This is a genomic window from Mitsuaria sp. 7 (genome assembly GCF_001653795.1).
Taxonomy (GTDB): Bacteria; Pseudomonadota; Gammaproteobacteria; order Burkholderiales; family Burkholderiaceae_C; genus Roseateles.
On the sequence record NZ_CP011514.1, the window covers coordinates 5686943 to 5710056 of the forward strand.

At 67.5% G+C, this 23114-nt stretch carries 23 protein-coding genes; 15 read left to right on the plus strand and 8 right to left on the minus strand.

All coding sequences use genetic code 11. The features are described from left to right. Positions 1–5 precede the first annotated feature (5 nt). A complete protein-coding gene (locus tag ABE85_RS24985) occupies positions 6–1250 on the plus strand; it encodes an MFS transporter (RefSeq protein ID WP_067281255.1) in 1245 nt (414 codons plus the stop codon). Between the two features lie 68 nt (positions 1251–1318). Here ABE85_RS24985 and ABE85_RS24990 read toward each other — a convergent pair whose 3' ends face one another. Continuing rightward, complete coding sequence (locus ABE85_RS24990) at positions 1319–1528, minus strand: hypothetical protein (protein WP_067281258.1); 210 nt, start codon at positions 1526–1528, stop codon at positions 1319–1321. A 213-nt stretch (positions 1529–1741) separates the two neighbouring features. On the opposite strand from ABE85_RS24990, the gene ABE85_RS24995 reads away from it, so the two are divergent. From ABE85_RS24995 to ABE85_RS25015, 5 genes are all read left to right on the plus strand, one after another. After that, complete coding sequence (locus tag ABE85_RS24995) at positions 1742–2734, plus strand: Fic family protein (protein ID WP_067281265.1); 993 nt, start codon at positions 1742–1744, stop codon at positions 2732–2734. A 271-nt stretch (positions 2735–3005) separates the two neighbouring features. Beyond that, positions 3006–4238: an ABC transporter substrate-binding protein gene (locus tag ABE85_RS25000; protein WP_067281267.1), complete on the plus strand. Its 1233-nt coding sequence runs from the start codon at positions 3006–3008 to the stop codon at positions 4236–4238. A gap of 89 nt (positions 4239–4327) precedes the next feature. Continuing rightward, positions 4328–5203: a branched-chain amino acid ABC transporter permease gene (locus tag ABE85_RS25005; protein ID WP_067281269.1), complete on the plus strand. Its 876-nt coding sequence runs from the start codon at positions 4328–4330 to the stop codon at positions 5201–5203. A gap of 23 nt (positions 5204–5226) precedes the next feature. Further along, positions 5227–7155: a branched-chain amino acid ABC transporter ATP-binding protein/permease gene (locus ABE85_RS25010; protein ID WP_197507407.1), complete on the plus strand. Its 1929-nt coding sequence runs from the start codon at positions 5227–5229 to the stop codon at positions 7153–7155. Positions 7156–7182: 27 nt separating this feature from the next. Beyond that, on the plus strand, positions 7183–7905 hold the full coding sequence (locus ABE85_RS25015) for an ABC transporter ATP-binding protein (protein ID WP_067281273.1): 723 nt from the start codon (positions 7183–7185) through the stop codon (positions 7903–7905). A 52-nt stretch (positions 7906–7957) separates the two neighbouring features. Here ABE85_RS25015 and ABE85_RS25020 read toward each other — a convergent pair whose 3' ends face one another. Next, entirely contained in the window at positions 7958–8155 is a 198-nt protein-coding gene (locus tag ABE85_RS25020) for a hypothetical protein (protein WP_067281275.1), read from the minus strand. 108 nt (positions 8156–8263) lie between these two features. Continuing rightward, the gene (locus tag ABE85_RS25025; RefSeq protein ID WP_082938936.1) at positions 8264–9034 is read right to left on the minus strand and encodes a hypothetical protein; all 771 of its coding nucleotides are present in this window, start codon (positions 9032–9034) and stop codon (positions 8264–8266) included. Positions 9035–9236: 202 nt separating this feature from the next. On the opposite strand from ABE85_RS25025, the gene ABE85_RS25030 reads away from it, so the two are divergent. After that, positions 9237–10301, plus strand: coding sequence for a hypothetical protein (locus tag ABE85_RS25030; protein WP_067281277.1), 1065 nt, complete (start codon positions 9237–9239; stop codon positions 10299–10301). Positions 10302–10351: 50 nt separating this feature from the next. On the opposite strand, the gene ABE85_RS25035 is transcribed toward ABE85_RS25030, so the two are convergent. Beyond that, positions 10352–11122 carry an SDR family NAD(P)-dependent oxidoreductase gene (locus tag ABE85_RS25035; protein WP_067281279.1) on the minus strand — a complete coding sequence of 257 codons (771 nt, stop codon included), beginning with the start codon at positions 11120–11122 and terminating at the stop codon, positions 10352–10354. A 107-nt stretch (positions 11123–11229) separates the two neighbouring features. On the opposite strand from ABE85_RS25035, the gene ABE85_RS25040 reads away from it, so the two are divergent. From ABE85_RS25040 to ABE85_RS25050, 4 genes are all read left to right on the plus strand, one after another. After that, positions 11230–12195 (plus strand): LysR family transcriptional regulator, encoded by a 966-nt coding sequence (locus tag ABE85_RS25040; protein ID WP_067281281.1) that lies wholly within the window; start codon positions 11230–11232, stop codon positions 12193–12195. A 13-nt stretch (positions 12196–12208) separates the two neighbouring features. Then, a complete protein-coding gene (locus ABE85_RS25045; protein ID WP_067281283.1) occupies positions 12209–13840 on the plus strand; it encodes a GGDEF domain-containing protein in 1632 nt (543 codons plus the stop codon). 147 nt (positions 13841–13987) lie between these two features. Further along, on the plus strand, positions 13988–14332 hold the full coding sequence (locus ABE85_RS27795; RefSeq protein ID WP_157522901.1) for a hypothetical protein: 345 nt from the start codon (positions 13988–13990) through the stop codon (positions 14330–14332). Then, complete coding sequence (locus ABE85_RS25050; RefSeq protein ID WP_067281285.1) at positions 14313–14735, plus strand: type II toxin-antitoxin system VapC family toxin; 423 nt, start codon at positions 14313–14315, stop codon at positions 14733–14735. Before ABE85_RS27795 ends, ABE85_RS25050 begins: the two co-directional genes overlap by 20 nt. 12 nt (positions 14736–14747) lie before the next feature. On the opposite strand, the gene ABE85_RS25055 is transcribed toward ABE85_RS25050, so the two are convergent. From ABE85_RS25055 to ABE85_RS25065, 3 genes are all read right to left on the minus strand, one after another. Then, positions 14748–16040 (minus strand): RNA polymerase sigma factor, encoded by a 1293-nt coding sequence (locus ABE85_RS25055; RefSeq protein WP_067281286.1) that lies wholly within the window; start codon positions 16038–16040, stop codon positions 14748–14750. Between the two features lie 69 nt (positions 16041–16109). After that, positions 16110–16520: a VOC family protein gene (locus ABE85_RS25060; protein ID WP_067281287.1), complete on the minus strand. Its 411-nt coding sequence runs from the start codon at positions 16518–16520 to the stop codon at positions 16110–16112. 118 nt (positions 16521–16638) lie between these two features. Then, positions 16639–17004, minus strand: coding sequence for a YciI family protein (locus ABE85_RS25065; protein ID WP_067281290.1), 366 nt, complete (start codon positions 17002–17004; stop codon positions 16639–16641). A 196-nt stretch (positions 17005–17200) separates the two neighbouring features. Between ABE85_RS25065 and ABE85_RS28605 the strand changes: the two genes are divergently transcribed. The 4 genes from ABE85_RS28605 to ABE85_RS25085 all read left to right on the plus strand — a co-directional run bounded on the left by ABE85_RS28605 (position 17201) and on the right by ABE85_RS25085 (position 21811). Then, the gene (locus tag ABE85_RS28605; protein WP_067281292.1) at positions 17201–18340 is read left to right on the plus strand and encodes a sensor histidine kinase; all 1140 of its coding nucleotides are present in this window, start codon (positions 17201–17203) and stop codon (positions 18338–18340) included. Positions 18341–18364: 24 nt separating this feature from the next. Further along, the gene (locus ABE85_RS25075; RefSeq protein WP_067281299.1) at positions 18365–19171 is read left to right on the plus strand and encodes a LytTR family DNA-binding domain-containing protein; all 807 of its coding nucleotides are present in this window, start codon (positions 18365–18367) and stop codon (positions 19169–19171) included. A gap of 109 nt (positions 19172–19280) precedes the next feature. Then, positions 19281–20414 (plus strand): GGDEF domain-containing protein, encoded by a 1134-nt coding sequence (locus tag ABE85_RS25080; protein ID WP_067281301.1) that lies wholly within the window; start codon positions 19281–19283, stop codon positions 20412–20414. 83 nt (positions 20415–20497) lie between these two features. Then, positions 20498–21811 carry a hypothetical protein gene (locus ABE85_RS25085; protein ID WP_157522904.1) on the plus strand — a complete coding sequence of 438 codons (1314 nt, stop codon included), beginning with the start codon at positions 20498–20500 and terminating at the stop codon, positions 21809–21811. 23 nt (positions 21812–21834) lie between these two features. On the opposite strand, the gene ABE85_RS25090 is transcribed toward ABE85_RS25085, so the two are convergent. Then, on the minus strand, positions 21835–23082 hold the full coding sequence (locus ABE85_RS25090) for a nucleoside recognition domain-containing protein (RefSeq protein ID WP_067281307.1): 1248 nt from the start codon (positions 23080–23082) through the stop codon (positions 21835–21837). Between the last annotated feature and the right edge of the window lie 32 nt (positions 23083–23114).

The following is a 23114-nucleotide window of genomic DNA, read 5'->3' on the forward strand; positions in this document are numbered from 1 at the left end:
TTCCCATGAGCAGTCCCCCGGGCGCGGCGAGCACCGCCGGCGCCGTTCCTCTTCACGATTACGCCGAACCCGGCACCACCGCCTACCGGCGCATCGCGTTCGCGCTCTTCCTGGCGGGCTTCACGACCTTCTCGCTGCTCTACAGCGTGCAGCCGCTGCTGCCGCTGTTCGCGGCGGAGTTCCACGTCGGCGCGGCGGCGAGCGCCCTGTCCTTGTCGTTGGCGACGGGCGCATTGGCGTTCGCGATCCTGTGCGCGGGCGCCCTGTCCGAGAGCATGGATCGCAAGCGCCTGATGTTCGCGTCGATGGCGATGGCCGCGGTGCTGAACCTGATCGCGTCGGTGGTGCCGAGCTGGCACGCGATGCTGGTCGCGCGGGCGATCGAGGGCCTGGTGCTGGGCGGCGTGCCGGCCGTGGCGATGGCCTACCTGGCCGAGGAGATCCACCCCAAGGGCCTGGGCCGCGCGATGGGCCAGTACGTCGGCGGCACGGCCTTCGGCGGGATGATGGGACGGGTCGGCGTGAGCGTGCTGAGCGATGCCTTCGGCTGGCGCCCGGCGATGTTCGTCGTCAGCGTGCTGGGGCTGGCGGCGGCGATCGGGTTCTGGTTCCTGCTGCCGCCCTCGAAGCACTTCGTGCGCCGGACCGGCGTGAAGCTGTCGGAGCACGTCGCCGCGTGGCGCGGGCACCTGACGCATCCGATGCTGCCGCTGCTGTTCGCGATGGGCTTCCTGATGATGGGCATGTTCGTCGCGGTCTACAACTACGCCGGCTTCCGGCTGATGCGGGCGCCGTTCTCGCTCAGCCAGAGCGCGATCGGATTGATCTTCTGCGCCTACCTGTTCGGCATCGCCGCGTCGGCGGCGGCGGGCGGCCTGTCCGACCGCTTCGGTCGCGCGCCGGCGCTGCTGTCGGGCATCGCGCTGGCGACCACCGGCGTGCTGCTCACGCTGGCGACGTGGCTGCCCGCGGTGATCGTGGGGATCGTGCTGCTCACGATCGGCTTCTTCGTCGCGCACTCGGTGAGCAGCGCCTGGGTCGGCGCGCTCGGCGGGCGCAGCAAGGGGCATGCGGCGTCGCTGTACCTGCTCGCGTACTACATCGGCTCCAGCACGCTGGGCGCGATGGGCGGATGGTTCTGGGACCACAGCGGCTGGGGCGCGCTGGTGGGGTACGCGCTGGCGGTGCTGGCGGTGGCGGCGCTGACCGCCAGCGGCTTGCGTCGCCGGGCGAAGCAAACCGCTGGGTGACGCGCTGGGTGACGCGCCGTCTGAGGCGCCGCCTGACGCATGGTCAGGTGCACCGTACGGCGCAGGGATCAGCCGAAGGTGCCCGCGCCGGAGCCGTCGCCCATCTGGAACTCAGCCGCCGCGCCGGACTCGTTGTGGTCCCTCATCGCGTCCCAGGCCATGTCCATCAGTTTCCCGGCGCCCCAGCCCCGGACAAAACTGATGATGCAGACGGGGCTGGCGATGCCGCCGCCGACCTGGGACATCAGGCCCAGGTCCAGTTCTTGGATGTCATTCATGTCGCTACTCACTTCCTTCAAGTGGATCAACAACGGCCCGCGGGGCGAGTCCCTGCAGACCGGGCAGCGTCAGTAGCGACGGGCCCATGAGGCGGCATGACACCTCGCGGGGAAGTGACACGGATCAGGGCGTGCGCACTCGGCAACTTCAGGTCATTTCCCGACGCGCGTGAATCCGAAGAATGCGGTCTCTCATGAATTCTGAGAGACCCCATGCACAACGACGCTGTCCTTGCCCGATCCACGCCGACGGTCCCCCGATTCCCGGAAGAGGAGCGCCATTTCTCGCAGCCTGCGGACGCTCGTCCGGCCGCGCCCTTCCGCGACGAGTTCCTCGATCCCGAGCCCGGGCTTTCGCCGATGCGCGCCGGTCGATGCGCCTTCATCCAGGCGCTTGCCCGTCCGCTCGATCGCGCCTTTCTGAGCGAGTTCCTCGTGGACTTCACGTGGGCGTCGTCGCTGCTGGAGGGGAGCAGCTATTCGGTCCTCGACACGGCCACGCTGATCGAATGCGGCGAGCGCAATCCGACGAAGCCCATGGACGAGGCCGTGCTCGCGCTGAACCATCAGCGCGTCGCCGCGCATCTCTGGGCGGACCGGGAGTGGAGCGTCGCCAACCTCTGCCGCATGCACGCGTTGCTGACCGACGACCACGGTCTGGCGGAGGTCTGCGACTCCGATCACTTCCTGCCCGTCGAGCAACGCGGCCGGCCGAGGGAGTTCCAGGACATCCGTCTGCGTCAGTCGGCCTACCTCCCGCCCTTCCGTCCGGGGACGGGTCACGCGACCTCGCTGCTCGGACAGGTGATGGCCGTCGCCCGCACCTTGCATCCCGTGCAGGCGGCCTTCTACCTGCTGACCCGCGTCGCCTACATCCAGTCCTTCGCCAACGGCAACAAGCGGACTGCGCGCATCGCCGCCAACCTGCCTCTGCTGGAGTCAGGACTTCTGCCGCTGTCCTACGTCGACGTGGACAAGGCTGAGTACCTCCGCGGCATGGTGGCCTTCTATGAGCTCGGCAGTGCTCGCGTCCTCGAACGGACGTTCATCCGCGCCTATGCGAAGTCGGTCGTGCGCGCGAGTCGCGTGCCCGCCGCGATGCTCGCCGACGGCTTCAACGTCGACGCAGTCAGCGAGCAACTGGCCGAGTACATCACCACCGGTCACCGTCCCGCCGATCCGCACGCGGTGGTTTTTCTCGAGTGATCTTTCCGACTCGTCGGACGCCCCGGGCAAACGCTGTCCGGGCGCACCTGATTGGTGATCCTTGTCGACACGTCCACCTACCTGACACGACGCTGAACACCCCGATCGGGGTTTGCGAGTAAGTAGTGGCATGCGTGCAATTCGACACGCTTGATGCACCATGTGCCGAGAAGGCTGACGCCCAACGACGGGCCGTTTGTTGTCTGACGGCTTCCTCGTTGGAGGGTTGGCATTCCGACCCCTCATGCACAAAGACCATTCGGAGACAAACATGAAGTTCAGCGCGCGTTGGATCACCGCTACCGCACTGGCCGCCGCCAGCTTCGCCGCCCTCGCGGCCGACCCGATCAAGATCGGGGTCTCGGGCCCGTTCACCGGCGGCTCGTCGTCGATGGGCGTCAGCATGCGCGACGGTGTGCGATTGGCAGCCCAGGAAATCAACAAGAACGGCGGCGTCCTGGGTCGGCAGATCCAGCTCATCGAACGCGATGACGAAGCCAAGAATGAACGCGGCGTGCAGATCGCCCAGGAGCTGATCAACCGCGAGAAGGTCGCCGCCACCGTCGGCTTCATCAACACCGGCGTCGCCCTGGCCGCCCAGCGCTTCTACCAGGACGCCAAGATCCCGGTGATGAACAACGTGGCCACCGGCTCCGTCATCACCCAGCAGTTCAAGGACGCGCCGGACAACTACGTGTTCCGCAACGCCGCCCACGACAGCATCCAGGCGCCGATGATCGTCGAGGAAGCCATCACCCGCCGCGGCTTCAAGAAGGTCGCCATCCTGGCCGACTCGACCAACTACGGCCAGCTCGGCCGCGCCGACCTGGAGAAGGCGCTGGAGCTCAAGGGCATCAAGCCGGTCGCCGTCGAGAAGTTCAACATCAAGGACGTCGACATGACGGCCCAGCTGCTGAAGGCCAAGGAAGCCGGCGCTGAAGCCATCCTGACCTACGGCATCGGGCCCGAGCTCGCGCAGATCGCCAACGGCATGACCAAGCTCGGCTGGAAGGTGCCGATGGTCGGCAGCTGGACGCTGTCGATGGCCAACTACATCGACAACGCCGGCCCCGGCGGCGAAGGCGCGCGCATGCCGCAGACCTTCATCCAGGAACCGACGACGCCCAAGCGCCAGGCCTTCATCGTCAACTACCTGAAGACCTTCAACCCGAAGAACAGCCGCATCGACTCGCCGGTGTCGGCCGCGCAGGGCTACGACTCGATCTACCTGCTGGCCGCCGCGATCAAGCAGGCCGGCGGCACCGACGGTCCCAAGGTCAAGGCGGCGCTGGAAGACCTGAAGGCGCCGGTCGAAGGCGTCGTGACGACCTACAACAAGCCGTTCACCAAGACCGACCACGAGGCCATCACCGCCAACATCCCGGTGTTCGGCGAGGTGAAGGGCCAGCGCGTGGTCTACGCCTACGAGAACGACTTCAAGGCCGCCTCCGAGGTCAAGGTCAAGGACGTCAACGCCAAGGGCGCGCTGACCCAGAAGAAGTGACCCCCTGAAACGGCCGCCTCGCGCGGCCGTTTTTCCGGGAGCCGTCCTCGCGACGGCTCCTCCGACTTCCCAGCAGTTCCGGACTCCGTATGCAGATCCTGACCCAACTGGTGTTCAGCGGCATCGCGCTCGGCATGATCTACGCGGTCATCGCCTTCGGCTACCAGCTGACCTTCTCGACTTCCGACACCCTCAACTTCGGCCAGGGCGACGCGCTGATGCTGGGCGCGCTGGTCGGGCTGACGCTCGTCGGCCACGGCGTCAACTACTGGCTCATGATCCCGATCGTGTGCCTGTTCGGCGCGGTGCAGGGCGCCTTCGTCGAGCGCATCGGCGTGCGGCCCGCCATCAAGATCAAGTCGGAGTTCGGCTGGATCATGTCCACCATCGCGCTGGGCATCATCTTCAAGAACGTCGCGGAGAACGTCTGGGGTCGCGACGACCTGAAGTTCCCCTCGCCGCTGCCGGAAGCGCCGATCAAGTTCCTGGGCGCCAACGTGCTGCCGATGGAGATCCTGGTCGTGGGCGGCGCGCTGGCGATGATGCTGGCGGTCGAGCTCTTCAACCGGCGCTCGATCTACGGCCGCGCCGTCGTCGCGACCTTCAACGACCGCGACGCCGCCAAGCTGATGGGCATCAACACGGGGCTGGTGATCACCTTCTCGTATGCGCTGTCGTCGCTGACGGCGGCCTTCGCCGGCGTGCTGATCGCGCCGCTCACGCTGACGGGCGCCACGATGGGCGCGGTGCTCGGCCTGAAGGCGTTCGCCGTGGCCATCATCGGCGGGCTGACCTCGGGCATGGGCATCATCGTCGGCGGCATCATCCTCGGCATCGCCGAGACGACCACCGGCTTCTATCTTTCCACCGGCTACAAGGACGTGCCGGGCCTCGTGCTGTTGCTGATCGTGCTGGCCTTCAAGCCGGCCGGCCTGTTCGGCAAGACCGCGATCAAGAAGGTCTGAGCCTCATGAGTGCCACCGCAAAGATCAATCCCAAGAAACTCGTCGCGGGCGGGATCGCGCTCGTCGCGCTGCTCGCGTTCCCGCTGGTGTCGGGCAATCCGTACTACATCCACCTGGTCGAGACGATCCTGATCTACGCGATCGTCCTGTTCGGGCTGGACATCGTCGTGGGCTACACCGGGCAGGTGTCGCTCGGTCATGCCGGCCTGTTCGGCGTCGGCGCCTACACGGCCGGCGTGCTGGTCATGAAGTTCGGCCTGCCGATCTACCTCACGCTGCCGGCGGCGATCGCCGTGACGGCGGGCTTCGGCGCGCTGCTGGCGCTGCCCGCGCTGCGCGTGACCGGCCCGTATCTGGCGATGGTGACGCTGGCCTTCGGCACCATCATCCAGATCCTCATCAACGAGATGGACTTCCTGACGAACGGGCCCATGGGCATCACGCTCACCAAGCCCCAGCTGATGGGCCACACGATGACCGAGGACGAGTACTACTGGCTCGTCGTGGTGATGCTGATCGCGGCGCTTGTCTTCGTGCACCGCGTGCTGCGCTCGCACCTCGGGCGCGCGTTCGAGGCGCTGCGCGGCAGCCCGGTGGCGTCGGACTGCATGGGCGTCTCGGTCTACCGCTACAAGGTCTACGCCTTTGTGATCAGCGCGGGCCTGGCCGGCCTGGCCGGCGCGCTGTACGCCTACTCCGAGCAGTACATCTCGCCCAACACCTACAACTTCGAGCTGACGGTCTTCTTCCTGCTGGCCATCATCATGGGCGGCCGCAAGACCCGGACCGGCGCGCTGCTGGGCGCGGCGATCATCGTCGTGCTGCCCAAGCTGCTCGACGACCTGGAGCTGTTCCGCTACGTGTCGGTGATCTTCGCGGTCATCGTGGCGGCGGTGACGGTGGTGGCCTATCGGCGCGGCAAGGTCAACGGGACGCAGGCGGCCATTCCGGTGGTCGGCAGCATCGCGCTCGCGGCGCTGTCCTTCGTGCTGCAGACGATGACCGACTGGCGGCTGTCCATCTTCGGATTGATCACGCTGTTCGTCGTGTACTACCTGCAGGACGGCATCGTCGGTTTCGTGCGCAACGCGCTGCACATCAAGGCCAAGCCGGTGGGCGAGGGCGGTCCGGTGGCGGAGAAGCCGTCCGACGCGATCTCCCAGGCCACGGGTGCCGGCGCTGGCGACGAGATCCTGATCGACGCGCGCGGCGTGCTGATGCAGTTCGGCGGCCTGAAGGCGCTGAACAACGTCGACCTGCAGGTGCGGCGCGGCACCATCCACGGCCTGATCGGGCCGAACGGTTCGGGCAAGAGCACGATGATGAACGTGCTGACCGGCATCTACGTGCCGACGGCGGGCGACCTGAAGTTCGTCGATCGCTCGCTGGTGGGGCGGACCTCGGCGGACATCGCGCTGTCGGGCATCGCGCGGACCTTCCAGAACGTGCAGCTGTTCGGCGAGATGAGCGCGCTGCACAACGTGATGGTGGCGCTGCATCACAGCTTCGGCAGCAACCTGGTGCAGGTGGCGCTGCACGCGCCGCGCTACACCGAGGAAGACGCGAAGGCGCGCGCCCGGGCGTTGAGCCTGCTGGACTTCGTCGGCCTGGCGGACCTCGCGTTCGAGGAAGCGCGCAACCTGCCGTACGGCAAGCAGCGGCTGCTGGAGATCGCCCGCGCGCTGGCGCTGGACCCGCGGCTGCTGCTGCTGGACGAGCCGGCGGCGGGGCTGACCGCGCCCGACATCAAGGAGCTGATGCGCATCATCGGCAAGATCCGCGACCACGGCATCACGGTGATCCTGATCGAGCACCACATGGACGTGGTGATGGGCATCTGCGACGTGGTGTCGGTGCTGGACTTCGGCCAGAAGATCGCCGAGGGCAAGCCGGCGCAGGTGCAGGCCGATCCCAAGGTCATCGAGGCCTACCTCGGCGGCCAGGCGGCCTGAGCGCGGAATGCAACGGAACGGACTGACATGCTGAAGATCGATCAACTGCATGCCGGCTACGGCAAGGTCGAGGTGCTGCACGGCATCTCGGTGGAAGTGCCCAAGGGCAAGGTGGTGACGCTGATCGGCTCGAACGGGGCCGGCAAGACGACGACGATGCGCGCGGTGTCTGGGATGATCGCGCCGAGCGCCGGCCAGATCACGCTCAACGGCAAGCGCATCGACGGGCTGGAGTCGTATCACATCGCCCGCCTCGGGCTGGCGCATTCGCCGGAAGGCCGCCGCGTCTTCGCGACCATGAGCGTCACCGACAACCTGCGGCTGGGCGCGTTCCCGCGCTACACCGGCGCTCGACCCAAGGGCGACGTGGAGGCCGACCTGGAGAAGGCGATGGAGCTGTTCCCGCGCCTGAAGGAGCGGCGCCAGCAGCTCGCAGGCACGCTGTCCGGCGGCGAGCAGCAGATGCTCGCGATGGCGCGGGCGACGATGCTGAATCCGGATGTCGTGCTGCTGGACGAGCCGTCGATGGGCCTGGCGCCCATCCTGGTGGACGAGGTGTTCCGCATCATCGCGCGGCTGAAGTCGGAAGGCGTGACGATGCTGCTGGTGGAGCAGTTCGCCGCGGCCGCGCTGGCCGTGGCCGACTACGGCTACGTGCTGGAGAACGGCCGCATCTCGCTGCACGGTCCAGCGGAGAAGCTGCGCACGGATCCGGCGGTGAAGGCGGCGTATCTGGGCGGGGGGCACTGATCCGCCTGAGCGCGGTCATGGGGAGAGGACGGCCAAGGTGTGAGCGATGTGTTCACTCGGGAAGTCGATATTGACCGTCCTCGAACCAGCATAGATCGAAGCCGTCGCGCATCAACACGCATTCCAGGCGGTTGTTGCTTGGCGCCGGACATCGCTGCAGGTATTTCACGAGCGTGTTGGCGTCTTCGCTGAACACGTGTGAAATCCCTTCGAGGTGGCATTGCGCGATGAGTTTGAAATCGTCCTTCACCCTCACCCGGTCCTCCGAACTCTCGCGCTCCCGGGCCGTGTTCGCGATCAGTTGCCCGCAACGAACTGGCCAGCGTGATCAGGAAACTGGTGTCCAACAGCACGCTGTTCAATGCGAGTCCCCACGCAGATCGTCCACCCAGGAGGTGGCGTCAGGCACGTCCTTCCAGGCATCGTCGCCGCGGCTCACCAAGCGCCGCATGGCCTCTTCGTCGACCTGCGCGTCGTATTCGACGAACTCAAGGAGGCGTGCATTCCGGAGTTCTTGCGTCACCAAGTTGAGCTCAGCCTTGATGCGCAACATCGCCATCTTGTAGAGGCGATTGACCTTCTCGCTGCGAAGCAACTCCTTGTCTGTGGAGACCGTCAGCGTTGTGCCATCCGGCAGCTTCACGTGTGCATTCGGGCGCGTCGCGCCGCCAAGATCCTGGACTTCACCTCGGACGTATCGCTCGACAGTCACCCAGTGATCGGCGTCATCCGCATGGAAGTCCGAGCCAGCGTTCACGACGATGGCACTCGGGAGCATGGGTGCTGAGATCTGAACAGAAACGCCAGAATGCAAAGCCGCTTTTTGCCAACGCAGCATCACCTCCTTGCGCTTGGGATCCAGGCCATCAAGACTGGTCGCGATGGACAGCGCACGAAGGTCCGAGAACAGTCGCGGCGCCGCAGCGATCGGGGCGGTCTGAATTGCTAGCGAGCCTCGCCGGACGGCGACTTCAAGCGTCTGGGTGTCGATCTCTTTCGACGAACCGCGAAGGAACGCTTGGACATCTTCCGTGAACCGAACCAGCTCGGCCAACCGCACGCGGTCCGGGGAAGCCTCGAAGCCTCCGGACAGATCCTCAAGCGACAGGGTGATTGGCTGAGCATCCATGATCCAACGATTCTAGGCGCGTGTCCGGACTCGACGGAGCAGCCATGAGCGAGGCCCGCTCACATCGATCAGGTATCGCGCCTGCATCGACAAGTCGGAATCGTCATCGCATCGACCGCGAATGCACAGGTGTCAGCCGCGACGCGCTTGCATAGAGTGACTGCATCGCCCAAACGGGCTTTCAAGCAGTCGAGGTGGATGCATGACGACGTCTCAACGTGAACCGGATCTCCCGCCGGTCGAGGTCTGGAAGCGCCAGGGCCTCTATCCGTTCTCCCACGATCCCGAGACACCGGTCGAGTTGCTGGAGCGCCAGCTCTTCGATCAGGTGGCCTGGCATCTGTCCCGCTTCCATCCCGTGTTCCGGACCTTGGCGCCGGCGGCGATCGCGCTCCAGTTCCGCGTGCTGAGGCAGGCGGTCGAATGCGGCCCGGAAGAGCTTCAGGTCCTGTTGACCGAGGTGCTGAACCTGCCGATCGAGGAGCGCCAGATGTTGGCCGAGCTGCTCAAGGACGTCTCGCTGTCGTCGGTGATCCGGGAGGCCCATGTGGTCACCCAGCGACTTCAACTGCTCGACGGCTTGGAGACCCTGCTCTTCGACGAAACGCTCCAGCCGCATGTCAAGGAGCGCGGGGAACTGCATCGCATCGTGTCCCGCAATCCCTGGCTGTTCGGTGACGAGTTCGCGCTGTCGGTCGACAACCGGTCGTTGACGGAGGTGCTGCGCAAGCACCGTGAGCTGCTGGGAGCGGAGGTCGCGATCGATGAGCCGTCCCAGATCCCGGGCGAGAAGCGCTCGATCATCGATCTCATGTTCTCCCGTGCGACGAGGCGGCACCAGCCGTCGACGCTGGAGCACCTCGTGGTGGAGTTGAAGGCGCCGCACGTCGCGATCGGGCGCAAGGAGATCAACCAGATTTCAGGCTATGCGCTGGACGTCACGGGCGACGAGCGCTTCCTGTCGGTGAAGGTCAGGTGGTCGTTCTGGCTGGTGGGTCGGGACATCCAGGAAGGCTCGCGGAATCTGGCGAGGCTTCAGGAGGAACTGCATCTGCGCAGCCCGTTCAACTACTCCGTCCACGTCGTGACCTGGGCGCAGTTGATAGACGAAAACCGTGCCCGCCTGCAGTTCCTCCAGGAGAGCCTGGACTACAAGGCCAGCCGCCAGGCGGGACTGAAGCACCTGCAGCGTCGTTATCCCGACTGTCTGGGCGAGGTGGTCCAGCGCGCGCAGGAGCCTCGGGCCTCTTATGCGCGAGCCGGATGATCCGAGGCGAAGGGGCGGCACCGCCGCCGCCTTCGCCTTCGCTCACTCAATCAGACGAACATCCCGCCCGACGCCTCCACGCGCTGCGCGTTGACCCAGCCGCTGTCGTCCGACAGCAGCGAGGCGACGACCGGGCCGATGTCGCCCGGCAGGCCGGCGCGGCCGAGTGCCGTCACCGAGGCGATGAAGCCGTTCACTTCCTTGCTGTCGCGCACCGCGCCGCCGCCGAAGTCGGTCTCGATCGCGCCGGGCGCCAGCGTGTTCACGCGGATGCCGCGCGCGCCGAACTCCTTGGCCATGTAGCGCGTCATCACCTCGATGCCGCCCTTCATCACCGCGTACGCGCCGTAGCCGGGGATCGTGAAGCGCGCCAGGCCGCTGGACACGTTCAGCACGCTGCCGCCGTCGTTGATCAGCGGCAGCAGCACCTGCGTCAGGAAGAACGGGCCCTTCAGATGCACGCGCATCAGTTCATCGAACTGGGCTTCGGTCGTGTCGGCGATCGGCGTGTGCACGCCCATGCCGGCGTTGTTGACCAGGTGGTCGAAACGCTCGACCTGCCAGTGCTGCTTCAGCGTCTGCTTGAGCGCCTCGGCGAAGGCGGGAAAGGCGCCGCTGTCGCCGACGTCCAGCTGCAGCGCCGCCGCACGGCCGCCGAGCGCGCGGATCTCGTGGACCACGGCCTGCGCCTCGCCCTGCTGGCTGCGGTAGGTCACGATGCTGTCGATGCCGCGGCGCGCCAGATGCACCGCCGCATTGCGGCCCAGGCCGCGGCTGCCGCCGGTGATCAGCGCGATCTTGGTGTGGGATGAAGTGGTCATGGTGAGCGCCTGTTCGGGTGTGTTGATCGGATGCAGGCACTTTATTGATCGACGAATGGCGTATAAACCACCTCAGCCTGATTTGACCGTTCGTCCAAGGTGAACAAATGAACGAGGCCGTTGTCCTTTCCTCACCGCCGCCGTCGATCGACACGCTCCAGGTCTTCGTCCGCGTCGCGGAGCTCGCCAGCTTCACGCAGGCGGCGCAGAGCCTCGGCCTGCCGAAGGCGAGCGCCTCGACGGCGGTCCAGCGGCTGGAGGCCAGCCTCGGGACGCGGCTGTTCCACCGCACCACGCGCCGCGTGCAGCTGACGCAGGACGGCCAGTCCTGCTACGAGCGCTGCAAGGACCTGCTCGCCGATCTCGACGACATGCAGACCATGTTCCAGCCGGCGGCCAGCGGACTGCGCGGCCGGCTGCGGGTCGACATGCCGACGCGGGTGGCGCATGACATCGTCGTGCCGCGGCTGCCGGAGTTCCTCGCGGCGCATCCCGGGCTGGAGCTCGAACTCAGCAGCACGGACCGTCGCGTGGATCTCGTGCGCGAGGGCTTCGACTGCGTGCTGCGCGTCGGACCGCTGAGCGATTCGACCCTGGTCGCGCGACCGCTGGGCGGGATGGAGATGACGAACCTGGCCAGCGCGGAATACCTCGCCGCGTTCGGTGTACCGCAGTCGCTGGAGGACCTCGCCCACCATCGGCTGATCCAGTACGCCACGACGCTGGGTCAGCGCTGCCCGGGCTTCGAGTGGTGCGACGCCTCCGGCGCGACGCGCTTCGAGCCGATGGCCGGGGCGCTCACGGTGAGCGATTCGGGCTCCTACACGGCGGCCTGTCTCGCCGGCCTTGGCATCACGCAGGTGCCGCGCCACGGGTTCGAGACCGAAGTGCTGGATGGTCGTCTGGTCGAAGTGCTCCCGCAATTCCGACCCGCGCCGATGCCCGTCCACCTGCTCTATGCGCACCGCCGGCAGCTTCCTCGGCGTGTCCAGGCCTTCATGCAGTGGCTGGCCGACCTGATGGTGGCACGTCTGTTGCCGCTATCCTCTGCTTCTCCGGCCCCGACCGCCTGATCCGCTGATCCCCTTGCGTTCCGACCCCTTCCTGGACCCGCACTCCGACCCGTCCCGGCAAGCGCGCGCCGCGCTGCTGGCCGGTGACGCCGTGGCCGCGCAGGCGCCCGGGGAGGAATGGCTGCTGCTGGCGCTGGAGGAGGGCGACGAGGCGCAGCGCGCCCAGGCGCTGCTGCACCTCGCGCGCTGCGACCGCGTGCTGCACCGGCCCGGCGAAGCGCGTGCGCGGAGCGAGCTCGCGGCCCGGCTGTTCCGCCAGCAGGGCGATGCGGTCGGCGAGGCCGGCGCGCTGTCGGTCCTGGCGCACAGCGCCTCGACCGCCGGTCACCACGAGGAAGCGATCGAGGCGGCGCTGCTCGGCCTGCGGCTGGCGCAGTCGCGCGGCGACGGCGCCACGCTGGTGGTGGCGCTGCAGGACCTCGGCGCCTGCCACGTGTGGGCGCGCAATTTCGACAAGGCGGCCGAAGTGCTGCGACAGGCCGCCGATGCGGCCAATGCGAGCAAGCCGCGGATCAGTCCGCTGATCGCCTGCCTGTGGCTGGCGCTGGGGTCACTCCTTGCCTATGCCGGCGAGCGCGAGCAGCGTGGCCAGCTGCCGCCGCTGGGCCCGCTCGAAGGCCACCTGATCAACGCACGGCATCTGCTGTCCGAAGGCGATGCCGAGTCGCACTGCTGGTGGACGCTGATGCAGACGATGGCGCAGATCTGGAAGGGCGCCACGGCCTACGCGCAGCCGGAGCTGCAGCAGACGCTCGCGCAGCTGCCGGAGCAGGAGCGCCACTGGCTGGTCGCGCTGGCGGGCTGGGTGCAGGCGGAGCTCGCCTGGGCGCGCCGCCTGTGGCCGCAGGCGCGGCGCGCGGCGGCGCAGACAGTGACGGCGGCGGACGCCGTGCAGCACGAGCCGCTGGCGCAGCTCGGCGAGCTGATCGCGAGCCAGATCGAGGAACAGCAAGGGCAGCCGCAACGCGCGCTGCAACGGATGCGCGCGCTGCGCGAGCGCGAGGCGCGCGTGCGCATCGCCAGCCTCGCGAGCCGCGAGGCGACGGTGCAATGGCAGCTCGACGCGCGCCGCAGCGAGCGCGACCGCGCGCAGCTCGCGGACGAGGCCTTGCGGCTGGAGAAGCTGTCGATGGAGGATCCGTTGACGGAGCTGGCGAATCGCCGCAGCTTCGAGGATCACGCGCGGGCGCAGCTCGCGGGTGGCGGCGTGGTGAGCCTGGCGCTGATCGACGTGGACCATTTCAAGCAGGTCAACGACCGGCACTCGCACCTGGTCGGCGACCAGGTGCTGAGCCAGATCGCGCGACTGATGCGGCAGCACGTGCGGGAGCACGACATCGCCGCGCGTCTGGCCGGCGACGAATTCGTGCTGCTGCTGCGCGGTGCGACGGAAGAGATCGCGCAGCAGGCCTGCCTCCGGCTCGACGAGGCGGTGCGCAAGCACGACTGGAGCACGGTGTCCGAAGGCCTGCAGGTGAGCATCAGCATCGGTGCCGCGCAGCGCCAGGAGGGCGACACGCTGGAGACGCTGATGGCGCGCAGCGACGCCGCGATGTACGCCGCCAAGCGCGAGCGCAAGAGCGCCGCGATGGCGGGCACGTGGCTCACCGATGAGAGCGAAGGCGAGGGCGATTCGCCGGATTGATCCTGCGCGCCAACCGCGCGTGTTTCGATCAGATACGCAAGAACCTGCGTGGCGGTTTCGCCGAAAAAACGCCGTGGGTGAAAGTCGACCCCTCAGACCCGAGCCAAGAATGAACGCCTCTTCTGCAATTTGCCGTTAGGAGGCTTCATGACTCTGCTGATGGACGCTGCGGCTCACAACACGCCGTCGCTCCCCCCAACCACTTTGCCCATCCTGGATCGAGTGTCGAATGCCTTCGATGTGATTCCAGGGCCCTACTCCATCACGGCCCGGCGTCAGCTCGAAGCGATCAACCGTCTGATCCGCCTTCGTGAGGAGGGGCGTTTCACGCCCCCGCCGGCCGGGGCGGACAAGGGGCACATGCGATATGACGCCCCTGAACGGATGCTCGAGATTTACTCGAAGCATCGTCAGCTCTTAGAAGAGCCGCGAGGAGGCGGCGATGTCGTGGCGTGGACTCGGGAGACTCGCGATGAAGACCGTTGTCGTTGACTCGAATGTGGCGCTCGGATGGCTGGCGCTGCGCAAGGACAGCGAGTCGCTTCACCGCTATGCGGGGCGTCTGGCTGAAGCTTCGGCGTTGAAGGAGGCGCGTCTCATCGCGCCGTATGTCTTCACCGCAGAGTGCGCGTACACCCTGCTGAAGCGTGGACGTGCACAAGGCTGGCCGGAGGAGGAACTTCAGATGTACGCGGAGCTTCTCGACTTCTATCCGATTGCGATGGACGAGGATGTCATGCCGCTTCCGGAGCAGGTGGAGTTCGCCTTGCAGCACAACGTGCAGGGCTTCGACGCGCTGTACCTGGCGCTCGCGATCGAGAAGAACGCAGTGCTCGCCACGGCGGACAAAGGACTGCGGGCTGCTGCGGAACTCGCCGGTGTTGAAGTGTTCTGACCCGCAGGGGCCTCAGTGCCCCTGCTCCCTCGCCCGCTTGAGCAGCAGTTCCTTTTCGCGCTCATTGCCGGTCATCGCGGCGGCGCGTTCGAATTCCTCTTTCGCTTCGGCATTGCGGCCGAGCTTCGACAGCAGGTCCGCGCGCACGCTGGGCAGCCAGTGGTACTGCTTCAGCGCGGGTTCCTCCATCAGGCGGTCGACGATCTCAAGACCGACTGCGGGACCGAAAGCCATCGACAGCGCAACGGCGCGATTGAGTTCCACTACCGGCGACGGCTGCCGTACCGAGAGCGCTTCGTAGAGCGCGGCGATGCGCGGCCATTCGGTGTCTTCGGCGCGGCGCGCCCGCGCATGGCAGGCAGCGATCGCCGCTTGCAGCGCGTACGGTCCCAGGCCTTGACCGTCGTTCAACTCGGCAGCCAGGCGGTCCGCGGCTTCCAGCGCCGTCAGACCGCGTTCGATCGATGCCGCGTCCCAGGTCGATCGATCCTGCTCCAGCAACAGCACCGGCTGTCCCTGCGCATCGACGCGCGCCGCGGCGCGTGAGGACTGCAGCTCCATCAGCGCGAGCAAGCCCAGCACCTCGCCCTCGCGCGGCGCGAGCTTCACCAGCATGCGCGTCAGCCGCAGCGCCTCGTCGCACAGGTCCTGCCGGATCCAGCGCTCGCCGCTGGTCGCCGCGTAGCCTTCGTTGAAGATCAGGTAGAGCACTTCCAGCACGGCGGACAGCCGCTCCGTCAGTGCCTCGCCGCGCGGCAGTTCGAACGGTATGTTCGCCTCGCCCAGGGTGCGCTTCGCGCGGACCAGCCGCTGCGCCACCGTCGGCTCCGACTGCAGATACGCACGGGCGATCTCGCCCGTCGTCAGACCGGCCACCATCTTCAGCGTCAGCGCCACGCGCGCTTCCAGGCTCAGCACCGGATGGCAGGCGCAGAACATCAGCCGCAGCACGTCGTCGCCGATCTCGCGCGCCGCGCGATCGTCATCCAGGCTGTCGACGAAGTCCGGCACGATCATCGCCTCGCGCGCGTCGAGCTCATGGCCGAGCTGCTCCAGCTTGTCGCCGCTCAGCTTCACGTGGCGCAGCCGGTCCAGCGCGCGGTGCTTGGCCGTGGTCATCAGCCACGCCGCGGGCTTGTCGGGCAGGCCTTGCCGGGGCCAGGTCTCCAGTGCGGCGACGAGCGCGTCCTGCGCCAGTTCCTCCGCCAGCGGGACGTCGCGCGTCAGCCGCGACAGGGCACCGATGATCTTGGCGGACTCCTGCCGCCAGACGGTCGTGATCGCGCGATGGGTCTCGTCGGTCATGCGCGCGATCGTACGGCCTCGGACGCGGGGATGCCGCTCCGCATGCCGGGCGATCGCGCCCGCCCGGGATCAGGCGCCCGGGAACTGCGTGATGTCCATGTACATCAGCTCCCAGATGTGCCCGTCCGGATCCGCGTACGCCTGCGAGTACATGAAGCCCATGTCCTGCGGCGCGCGCGGCACGGTGCCGCCAGCGGCCAGCGCCTTGGCGATCAGCTCGTCCACCTGCGCCTTGCTCTCGCAGGACAGGCAGGTCAGTACCTCGGTCGTCGTGTGCGCGTCCGAGATCTTGCGCGGCGTGAAGGTCTGGAAGAACTCCTCCACCAGCAGCATCGCGTAGATGTCGTCCGAGATGACCATCGACAAGGCCTGCTCGTTGGAGAACTGCGGATTGAACTCGTAGCCCATCGCGCCGTAGAAGCGCTTGCTGCGCTCGACGTCCTTGACGGGAAGGTTCACGAAGATCTGCTTGTGGCGCATGACGAAGCTCCTGGCGGGTGTTTAGGGGAATGCGGTGGGGGTCCACACTCCCACGACGGTCGGGCTCCGCCGGTTTCGACAGACCCCGGCACGGTCGTCGAAAGATTCTTCAGGACCTTCAGGCCTTCGACTCCGCGTAGCACGGCACCATGGATCGGACCTCCACCGTGCACCACTCCGCCGCCGGGCATTCGCGGGCGATCGCCAGCGCTTCCTCGCGCGTCGTCACGTTCAGCCAGAAGAAACCGCCGACCATCTCCTTGGCCTCGGCGAACGGGCCGTCGATGGTCGTCATGCGGCCGTCGCGCTTGGCGACCCGCGTCGAGCCGTTGACCGACTGCAGCGACTGTGCCGCGTGCAGCAGTCCCTTGGCCTGCAGCTGGTCGGCGTAGGCGGTCATGCGGTCGTAGGCCTCGCGGCCTTCCTCCGGCGTGCGCGCCTCGCGCTGGCCGACAGGTTCGTTGATCAGCAGGATGTAGCTCATGCGGGTCTCCGGGAATGTGCGGGCTATTGGACACCACACGTCCCGGTCACTGTCAAAGGTCAGGGCACGTTCGGATCACGAAGACCAGCACCGGCTGGCTGCCGTCCACCCCCTGCGCCGTCGATCCGCCCGGCGCGCTGTCGATCCGTCGTTTCCCCGGGACGGGCCGCCATGACGGCTCCCTACACTGCGCCGCATGACTCCCGCCCCGTCCCGTCCCCTCTGGCGCGATGCCCGCCGACTGCGCGCCTCGTGGCACGCGTGGCTGAGCAACGATGCCCAGCCCAGCGGCCCCGGCTGGCTGCAGTGGGTGTGGACCGTGCTGTTCTCCTGCACGCTGGCCGTCGGCTTCACGGTCCTGGGCTTCGTGCTGAACGCGCGCAGCGCCCGCTGGACCGACCCTGCGATCTGGGCCTGGTGGTACTGGAAGAACGTCATCGTCTGCCTGACCATCGGCCTGATCATCCAGACGCTGTTCACGATCTTCGTGCCGCTCTTCGGCGGCCGCGCCCGCATCCGCACCTGGGCGGACTGGCAGCGCACGGTGTTCTTCTCCGCGGTGCCGCTGCTGGGCGTGCTGATCGGCTGGGTGTCGGGCATGTGGCTGGCGGGCCTGGCGGACTGGGTCCGCATGGACTGGTCCCAGGGCGGGAAGATCATCGGCATCACCTCCGCGCTCTCGCTGTGCATCACCTTCGTGCTGCATCACTGGTTCGCGTCGAAGAACCGCCAGCTCAAGGCGGAGCGCCGCGCCACCGAGGCGCAGCTGCGGCTGCTCCAAGGCCAGATCGAGCCGCACTTCCTCTTCAACACCCTGGCCAACGTCCACTCGCTGATCGACTACGACGCGCCCAAGGCCAAGGAGATGCTGGGCGCCTTCACCGCCTACCTGCGGGCGTCGCTGGGCGGCCTGCGGCGTGAGACGGGGCCGCTGGACGACGAGTTGTCCCTGGCCACCGCCTACCTGACCGTGCTGCAGACACGGATGGAAGACCGCCTGCGCTTCGAGATCAACGCCACGCCGGAGGCCCGCCTCGTGCCGCTGCCGCCGATGCTGCTGCAGCCGCTGGTGGAGAACGCGGTCCATCACGGGCTCGAGCCCAAGATCGACGGCGGCACCGTGAGCGTCGATGCCGCGCTGCGCGACGGCTTCCTGGTGATCGAGGTGCGCGACGACGGCGTCGGCCCCGGTGCCTCGCGCCGCGCCGGCAACGGCATCGCGCTGGACAACCTGCGCGAGCGGCTCATGACGCATTACGGCGACCGCGCCTCGCTGACCCTCGAACCCGCCGAGCCCGGTTGCCGCGTCACGCTGCGCGTGCCGCTGGATGTCTGATTCCTCTCTCTCCCGTCATCGACCATGACCATCACCACTCCCGCCGCCTTCACCGCGCTGATCGCCGACGACGAACCCCACCTGGCGCGCGCGCTCGCGGCGCAGTTGAACGCCGTCTGGCCGGAGCTCGACATCGTCCACATCGCCCGCAACGGCCAGGAGGCCGCCGAGCAGATCGCGGCGCTTCAGCCGGACCTGGCCTTCCTCGACATCCAGATGCCGGGCCTGACGGGACTTGAGGTCGCCGAAGGCATCGAGGGCGCGACGCGTGTCGTCTTCGTCACCGCCTACGACCAGTACGCGGTGCAGGCCTTCGAGCAGGAGGCGATCGACTACGTGCTCAAGCCGGTGGAGGCGGAACGGCTCGGTCGCACCGTCGAGCGGATCCGCCGCGCGCTGGCGAAGCGGGATGCGGACGCGTCAGGCGACGACGGCGTGGACGCACGTCTGCTCGCCGCGCTGCAGCGCCTGCATGTGCCGGGCAGCACGACGGCGAAGCCGGCCGGACCGCTGCGCTGGGTGCGCGCGACGCAGGGCGACCTGATGCACCAGGTCCCCGTCGACGAGGTGCTCTTCTTCCGCGCCGACGACAAGTACACCTGCGTCCAGACGGCGACCGCCGAGTACCTGATCCGCACGCCCATCCACGAACTCATCGCGCAGCTCGACGGCGAGCGCTTCTGGCAGGTGCACCGCTCGACGATCGTGAACCTGGACCATGTGAGCGGCACGCGCCGCGACGAGCTGAGCCGGCTGTTCGTGCGCGTGCGCGGCCATGCGAACGAGCTGCCGGTCAGCCGCGCCTACGTGCACCTGTTCAAGTCGATGTAGACGTCCGGGCGGTTGGTGACCGCGGGTCGACAGGAACGCCGCGACGACGGCCGGTTGGCGATCCGGCGGCGAAAGTCCCGTCACGAGCGAGACCTACACTGCCCGTCACATGCAGCTCGATCCCCGCTCGATCACCGTCATGACCGCGCTGATGGCCGCTGTCCTGGGTGCGGTGCTGCTCGGCGTGCGGCGTAACTATCCGCCGACGATCCGCGGATTGCTGCTTTGGGCCCTCGCGCCGATGACCTGCGCGCTTGCGGCCGGCGTCTACTCGCTGCAGGGCCTGCTGCCGGAAATCGCCGTGGCGCAGACCGGCAACGCACTGCTGCTCGCCGGCTGCGGGCTGTTCTATTTCGGCTCGCAACGCTTTTTCGGCCAGCGCGTGACCTGGCGCCTGTGGGGCGCGGTCGCGCTGCTCAGCCTGGCCGTGCTGACCTGGTTCCTGGTCTGGCCGGACTACCGCGTCCGCATGGTCGTCTTCACCGGAACGATGACCGCCTGCGTGCTCGCGCATGCGCGGCTGATCTTGCGCGACGGCCGCGGCTTCGCGGCGCGGTTGATCGGCGCCACGCTGCTGCTGCAGGCGCTCGTGCTCGTCGCGCGCGGCGCGGCGACGTTCTGGGTCGACGGCACGCAATCGTCGCGCTTCGCGATGACGACGGTGCAGACGGCCTACATCGCGAGCTACTGCTTCAGCGTGCTGCTGCTGAGCGTGGGCGTGCTGCTGATGGCCAGCGAACGCGTGCGCGAGGAGTTCGAGCTGCTCGCCACCCGCGACGCGCTGACCGGCGCGTTGACGCGTCGCGCGGTGCTGCAGGCCGGGGGTGAGGAATTCGACCGCTGGCGTCGCTACGGGCAACCGCTGTCGCTGCTGCTGCTCGACATCGACCACTTCAAGCTGGTCAACGACCGGCACGGTCACCAGGCCGGCGACCGCGTGCTGGCCGGCGCGGTGGCGGTGATGCGGGAGCAGCTGCGCGCGACGGACCGGCTCGGCCGCTACGGCGGCGAGGAGTTCGTGATCCTGCTGCCGTCCACCGATGCCGAAGCCGCGCATGCGTCGGCCGAACGCGTGCGCGCCGCGCTCGCCACGCATGTGCCCGAGCCGGGCATCCCGCCGTGCACGGCGAGCCTGGGCGTGGCCTGTGCGCAGGCGGGCGACGTCAGCGTGGACGCGCTTCTGGCGCGCGCTGACGCGGCGCTCTATCGCGCGAAGGCGAACGGACGCGACCGCGTCGAGTGAGGCGCGCGCCGCCGCCCCCCTTTTTCAAGACGAGGTGACCGGCGATTCACGTGCATACGCGAGGGCTGTTCGGGGACTAACACGTGGCAACGGTGTCAAGCCGCACTGCACAGTCCTACGGAAAGGTCCTCATGAAAAGAATATTCGAGTCCTTCGCTGCGCCGATCGTCCTGGCGGCCTCGGTGCTTCTCACGGCGGCAGGTGCCCAGGCCTCGCCCGGGGAAGATCCACCGAAGTCCTGGCGCTCGGCCAGCCAGACCCTGAGCCGCGCTTTGGCCCCGGAGTGGCTCGTCCATCCGGTGGGCCACCCCGCCTGCAGTGGCACGCTCATCGGCGCCAGGGTGGTCCTTGTGCCGCAGGTCTGCGCGTGGGGGGAAGACCGGCATCAGGTCGCCCATTCGGTCAGGTTCTTCAACAACAACTTCGAAGCGTCCGCCAAGGCCATCGTGATCCGCGGTCCCCGGGAGCACTTCAGCGTGATGCTGCTCGACCAGGACAGCGGACGGCGAGCCGCGCCCCTTCCCTCCTATTGGAGGGCGTCGCAACTGCAGGAGCAGCTGGGAAGCATGACGCTCTTCGGGATTCCTCCTGCCTTCACTGGCAACGTCGTCAAACGCAGCTTCGAGGCCGGGATCCCCGCCGTCAGCGACATCCGCGTTCCTCCGTGGACGCACGGCAGCAGCCCGGTGTACTTCCGGGGGATGGGGATCTTCCAGGAAGACGATGGCGTCGAATGGTTCATGGGCATGGTCGCCCACCACAGGGTCTCCAGAGAGCACCCGGGTGTGTCGTTGGACGGAGCCGACCGATCGCTCTATCGACAGTTGCTGAAGAGCGGGGCGCGCAACGACGCCTTGGCGTTTGCGATGAAGCGGCTGAACCCCTACGAACGGGCCGCGATGGACTGGGGCACCGACGAGGAGCGGCATCGGGCGGCGCTCTCTCCCGAGACTTTCGAATTGGGCGCCTTCGGCAACCGCGGCACGATCGGCAGCATCTATCCGCGCTTCAACAAGGCCAGGGAGCTGTTCGAGTTCTTCCGCCTGGTCGCCACGGATCCACAGCATCGTTACGGCCCGCTTCCGTCCGGCTCGCAGGACAACGCCCAGTGGGAGTTCCTCGGCACCGATCTGCCGGACCGGGCGTCCGCATCGGCCTCTTTCAAGAGCTGGGCGATGGACCGCGCGGGTGGGAAAGTCGGCGAGATCTTCGCGCGATGGAACGAGCGACAGCACAAGATCGAGTACTTCGAGTTGAAGCAGGTGAACGAGCAGGGGCTGTACGAGGACATCCCGGCAGACGCGCCCGACAGCCGGCATTGGGCCTATCGCGGCGCGGATCTGCCGGTGTCGCGGCAGGTGAAGGGGGTGGACTGCGGCGGTCGCACGGGGCAATAAGCCGAACAGGCCGCAGCCCCCTGTCACTTGAAGAACCAGTACCCCACGAGGATCGCGCCCACCAGGCCGACGACGTCGGCCAGCAGCCCGCAGGTCAGCGCGTAGCGCGTCTTCTTGATGTTGACGCTGCCGAAGTAGACGGCCAGCACGTAGAAGGTGGTCTCGGTCGAGCCCTGGATGATCGCGGCGAGCTTGCCCTCGAAGCTGTCGACGCCGTAGGTCTTGAGCACGTCCACCATCAGCCCGCGCGCCCCGCTGCCCGACAGCGTCTTCATCAGCCCGACCGGCAGCGCCGGGACGAAGTCGGTCGGCAGACCCAACGCGCCCACGCCGGCGGCGATGCCGCGCACGACGAATTCCATGCAGCCCGTTGTGCGGAACACCGAGATCGCCACCAGGATCGCGATCAGGTAGGGAATGATCTGCACCGCGACGCCGAAGCCTTCCTTGGCGCCTTCGACGAAGGACTCGTAGACGTTGATCCGGCGCCAGGCGCCGACGGCGATGAACATCACGATGATGGTCAGGATCACGCCGCTGCCCAGCACGCCGATGTACTGCGACATCACTTCCGGCGGATAGCTGTGCAGCCAGCCGAAGACGGCCGCCATGATCCCGATGAAGCCGCCGACGAACACCAGCACCGGCGCGCTGAACAGGTTGATGCGCTGCACCCAGGCCACGGCGATCAGCCCCGACATGAACGAGATGAAGGTCGCGATCAGCGTCGGCAGGAAGATGTCGGCCGCGTTGAACCCGACCAGCCCCTGGTCCACCGCCATCGCCTGCCGGATCGCGATCACCGTGGTCGGGATCAGCGTGATGCCGGCGGTGTTCAGCACCAGGAACATGACCATCGCGTTGCTGGCGGTGTCCTTCTGCGGATTGAGCTCCTGCAGCTCCTTCATCGCCTTCAGGCCCAGCGGCGTGGCGGCGTTGTCCAGCCCCAGCATGTTGGCCGAGAAGTTCATGACCATCGAGCCGCCCGCCGGATGGCCGCGCGGCACCTCCGGGAAGATGCGGCCGAAGAACGGTCCCATCGCGCGGGCGAACAGCTGGATCACGCCGGCGTTCTCGCCCACCTTCATCAGGCCCAGCCACAGGCTCATCACGCCGACCAGGCCGAGCGAGATGTCGAAGCCGGTCTTGGCCGTGTCGAAGATGCCGGACAGCACCTGCGTGAAGATCGTCAGGTCGCCCTGGACCAGCCGCGCCAGCGCGACCGCGAAGCCGATCAGGAAGAACCCGATCCAGATGAAGTTGAGCACCATGGGCGCGCATTATTCCGGCCGCGCGCACGCCC

What these genes read in the sequence shown, in the direction of transcription:
- ABE85_RS25015 (WP_067281273.1), top strand. Translation starts at nt 7,183, where the DNA reads ATGCTGAAGATCGATCAACTGCATGCCGGCTACGGCAAGGTCGAGGTG.
- ABE85_RS25025 (WP_082938936.1), bottom strand. Translation starts at nt 9,034, where the DNA reads ATGGATGCTCAGCCAATCACCCTGTCGCTTGAGGATCTGTCCGGAGGC.
- ABE85_RS25090 (WP_067281307.1), bottom strand. Translation starts at nt 23,082, where the DNA reads ATGGTGCTCAACTTCATCTGGATCGGGTTCTTCCTGATCGGCTTCGCG.
- ABE85_RS27795 (WP_157522901.1), top strand. Translation starts at nt 13,988, where the DNA reads ATGACTCTGCTGATGGACGCTGCGGCTCACAACACGCCGTCGCTCCCC.
- ABE85_RS25005 (WP_067281269.1), top strand. Translation starts at nt 4,328, where the DNA reads ATGCAGATCCTGACCCAACTGGTGTTCAGCGGCATCGCGCTCGGCATG.
- ABE85_RS25075 (WP_067281299.1), top strand. Translation starts at nt 18,365, where the DNA reads ATGACCATCACCACTCCCGCCGCCTTCACCGCGCTGATCGCCGACGAC.
- ABE85_RS25030 (WP_067281277.1), top strand. Translation starts at nt 9,237, where the DNA reads ATGACGACGTCTCAACGTGAACCGGATCTCCCGCCGGTCGAGGTCTGG.
- ABE85_RS24985 (WP_067281255.1), top strand. Translation starts at nt 6, where the DNA reads ATGAGCAGTCCCCCGGGCGCGGCGAGCACCGCCGGCGCCGTTCCTCTT.
- ABE85_RS25040 (WP_067281281.1), top strand. Translation starts at nt 11,230, where the DNA reads ATGAACGAGGCCGTTGTCCTTTCCTCACCGCCGCCGTCGATCGACACG.
- ABE85_RS25000 (WP_067281267.1), top strand. Translation starts at nt 3,006, where the DNA reads ATGAAGTTCAGCGCGCGTTGGATCACCGCTACCGCACTGGCCGCCGCC.
- ABE85_RS24990 (WP_067281258.1), bottom strand. Translation starts at nt 1,528, where the DNA reads ATGAATGACATCCAAGAACTGGACCTGGGCCTGATGTCCCAGGTCGGC.
- ABE85_RS25055 (WP_067281286.1), bottom strand. Translation starts at nt 16,040, where the DNA reads ATGACCGACGAGACCCATCGCGCGATCACGACCGTCTGGCGGCAGGAG.
- ABE85_RS25065 (WP_067281290.1), bottom strand. Translation starts at nt 17,004, where the DNA reads ATGAGCTACATCCTGCTGATCAACGAACCTGTCGGCCAGCGCGAGGCG.
- ABE85_RS25080 (WP_067281301.1), top strand. Translation starts at nt 19,281, where the DNA reads ATGCAGCTCGATCCCCGCTCGATCACCGTCATGACCGCGCTGATGGCC.
- ABE85_RS25060 (WP_067281287.1), bottom strand. Translation starts at nt 16,520, where the DNA reads ATGCGCCACAAGCAGATCTTCGTGAACCTTCCCGTCAAGGACGTCGAG.
- ABE85_RS28605 (WP_067281292.1), top strand. Translation starts at nt 17,201, where the DNA reads ATGACTCCCGCCCCGTCCCGTCCCCTCTGGCGCGATGCCCGCCGACTG.
- ABE85_RS24995 (WP_067281265.1), top strand. Translation starts at nt 1,742, where the DNA reads ATGCACAACGACGCTGTCCTTGCCCGATCCACGCCGACGGTCCCCCGA.
- ABE85_RS25050 (WP_067281285.1), top strand. Translation starts at nt 14,313, where the DNA reads ATGAAGACCGTTGTCGTTGACTCGAATGTGGCGCTCGGATGGCTGGCG.
- ABE85_RS25035 (WP_067281279.1), bottom strand. Translation starts at nt 11,122, where the DNA reads ATGACCACTTCATCCCACACCAAGATCGCGCTGATCACCGGCGGCAGC.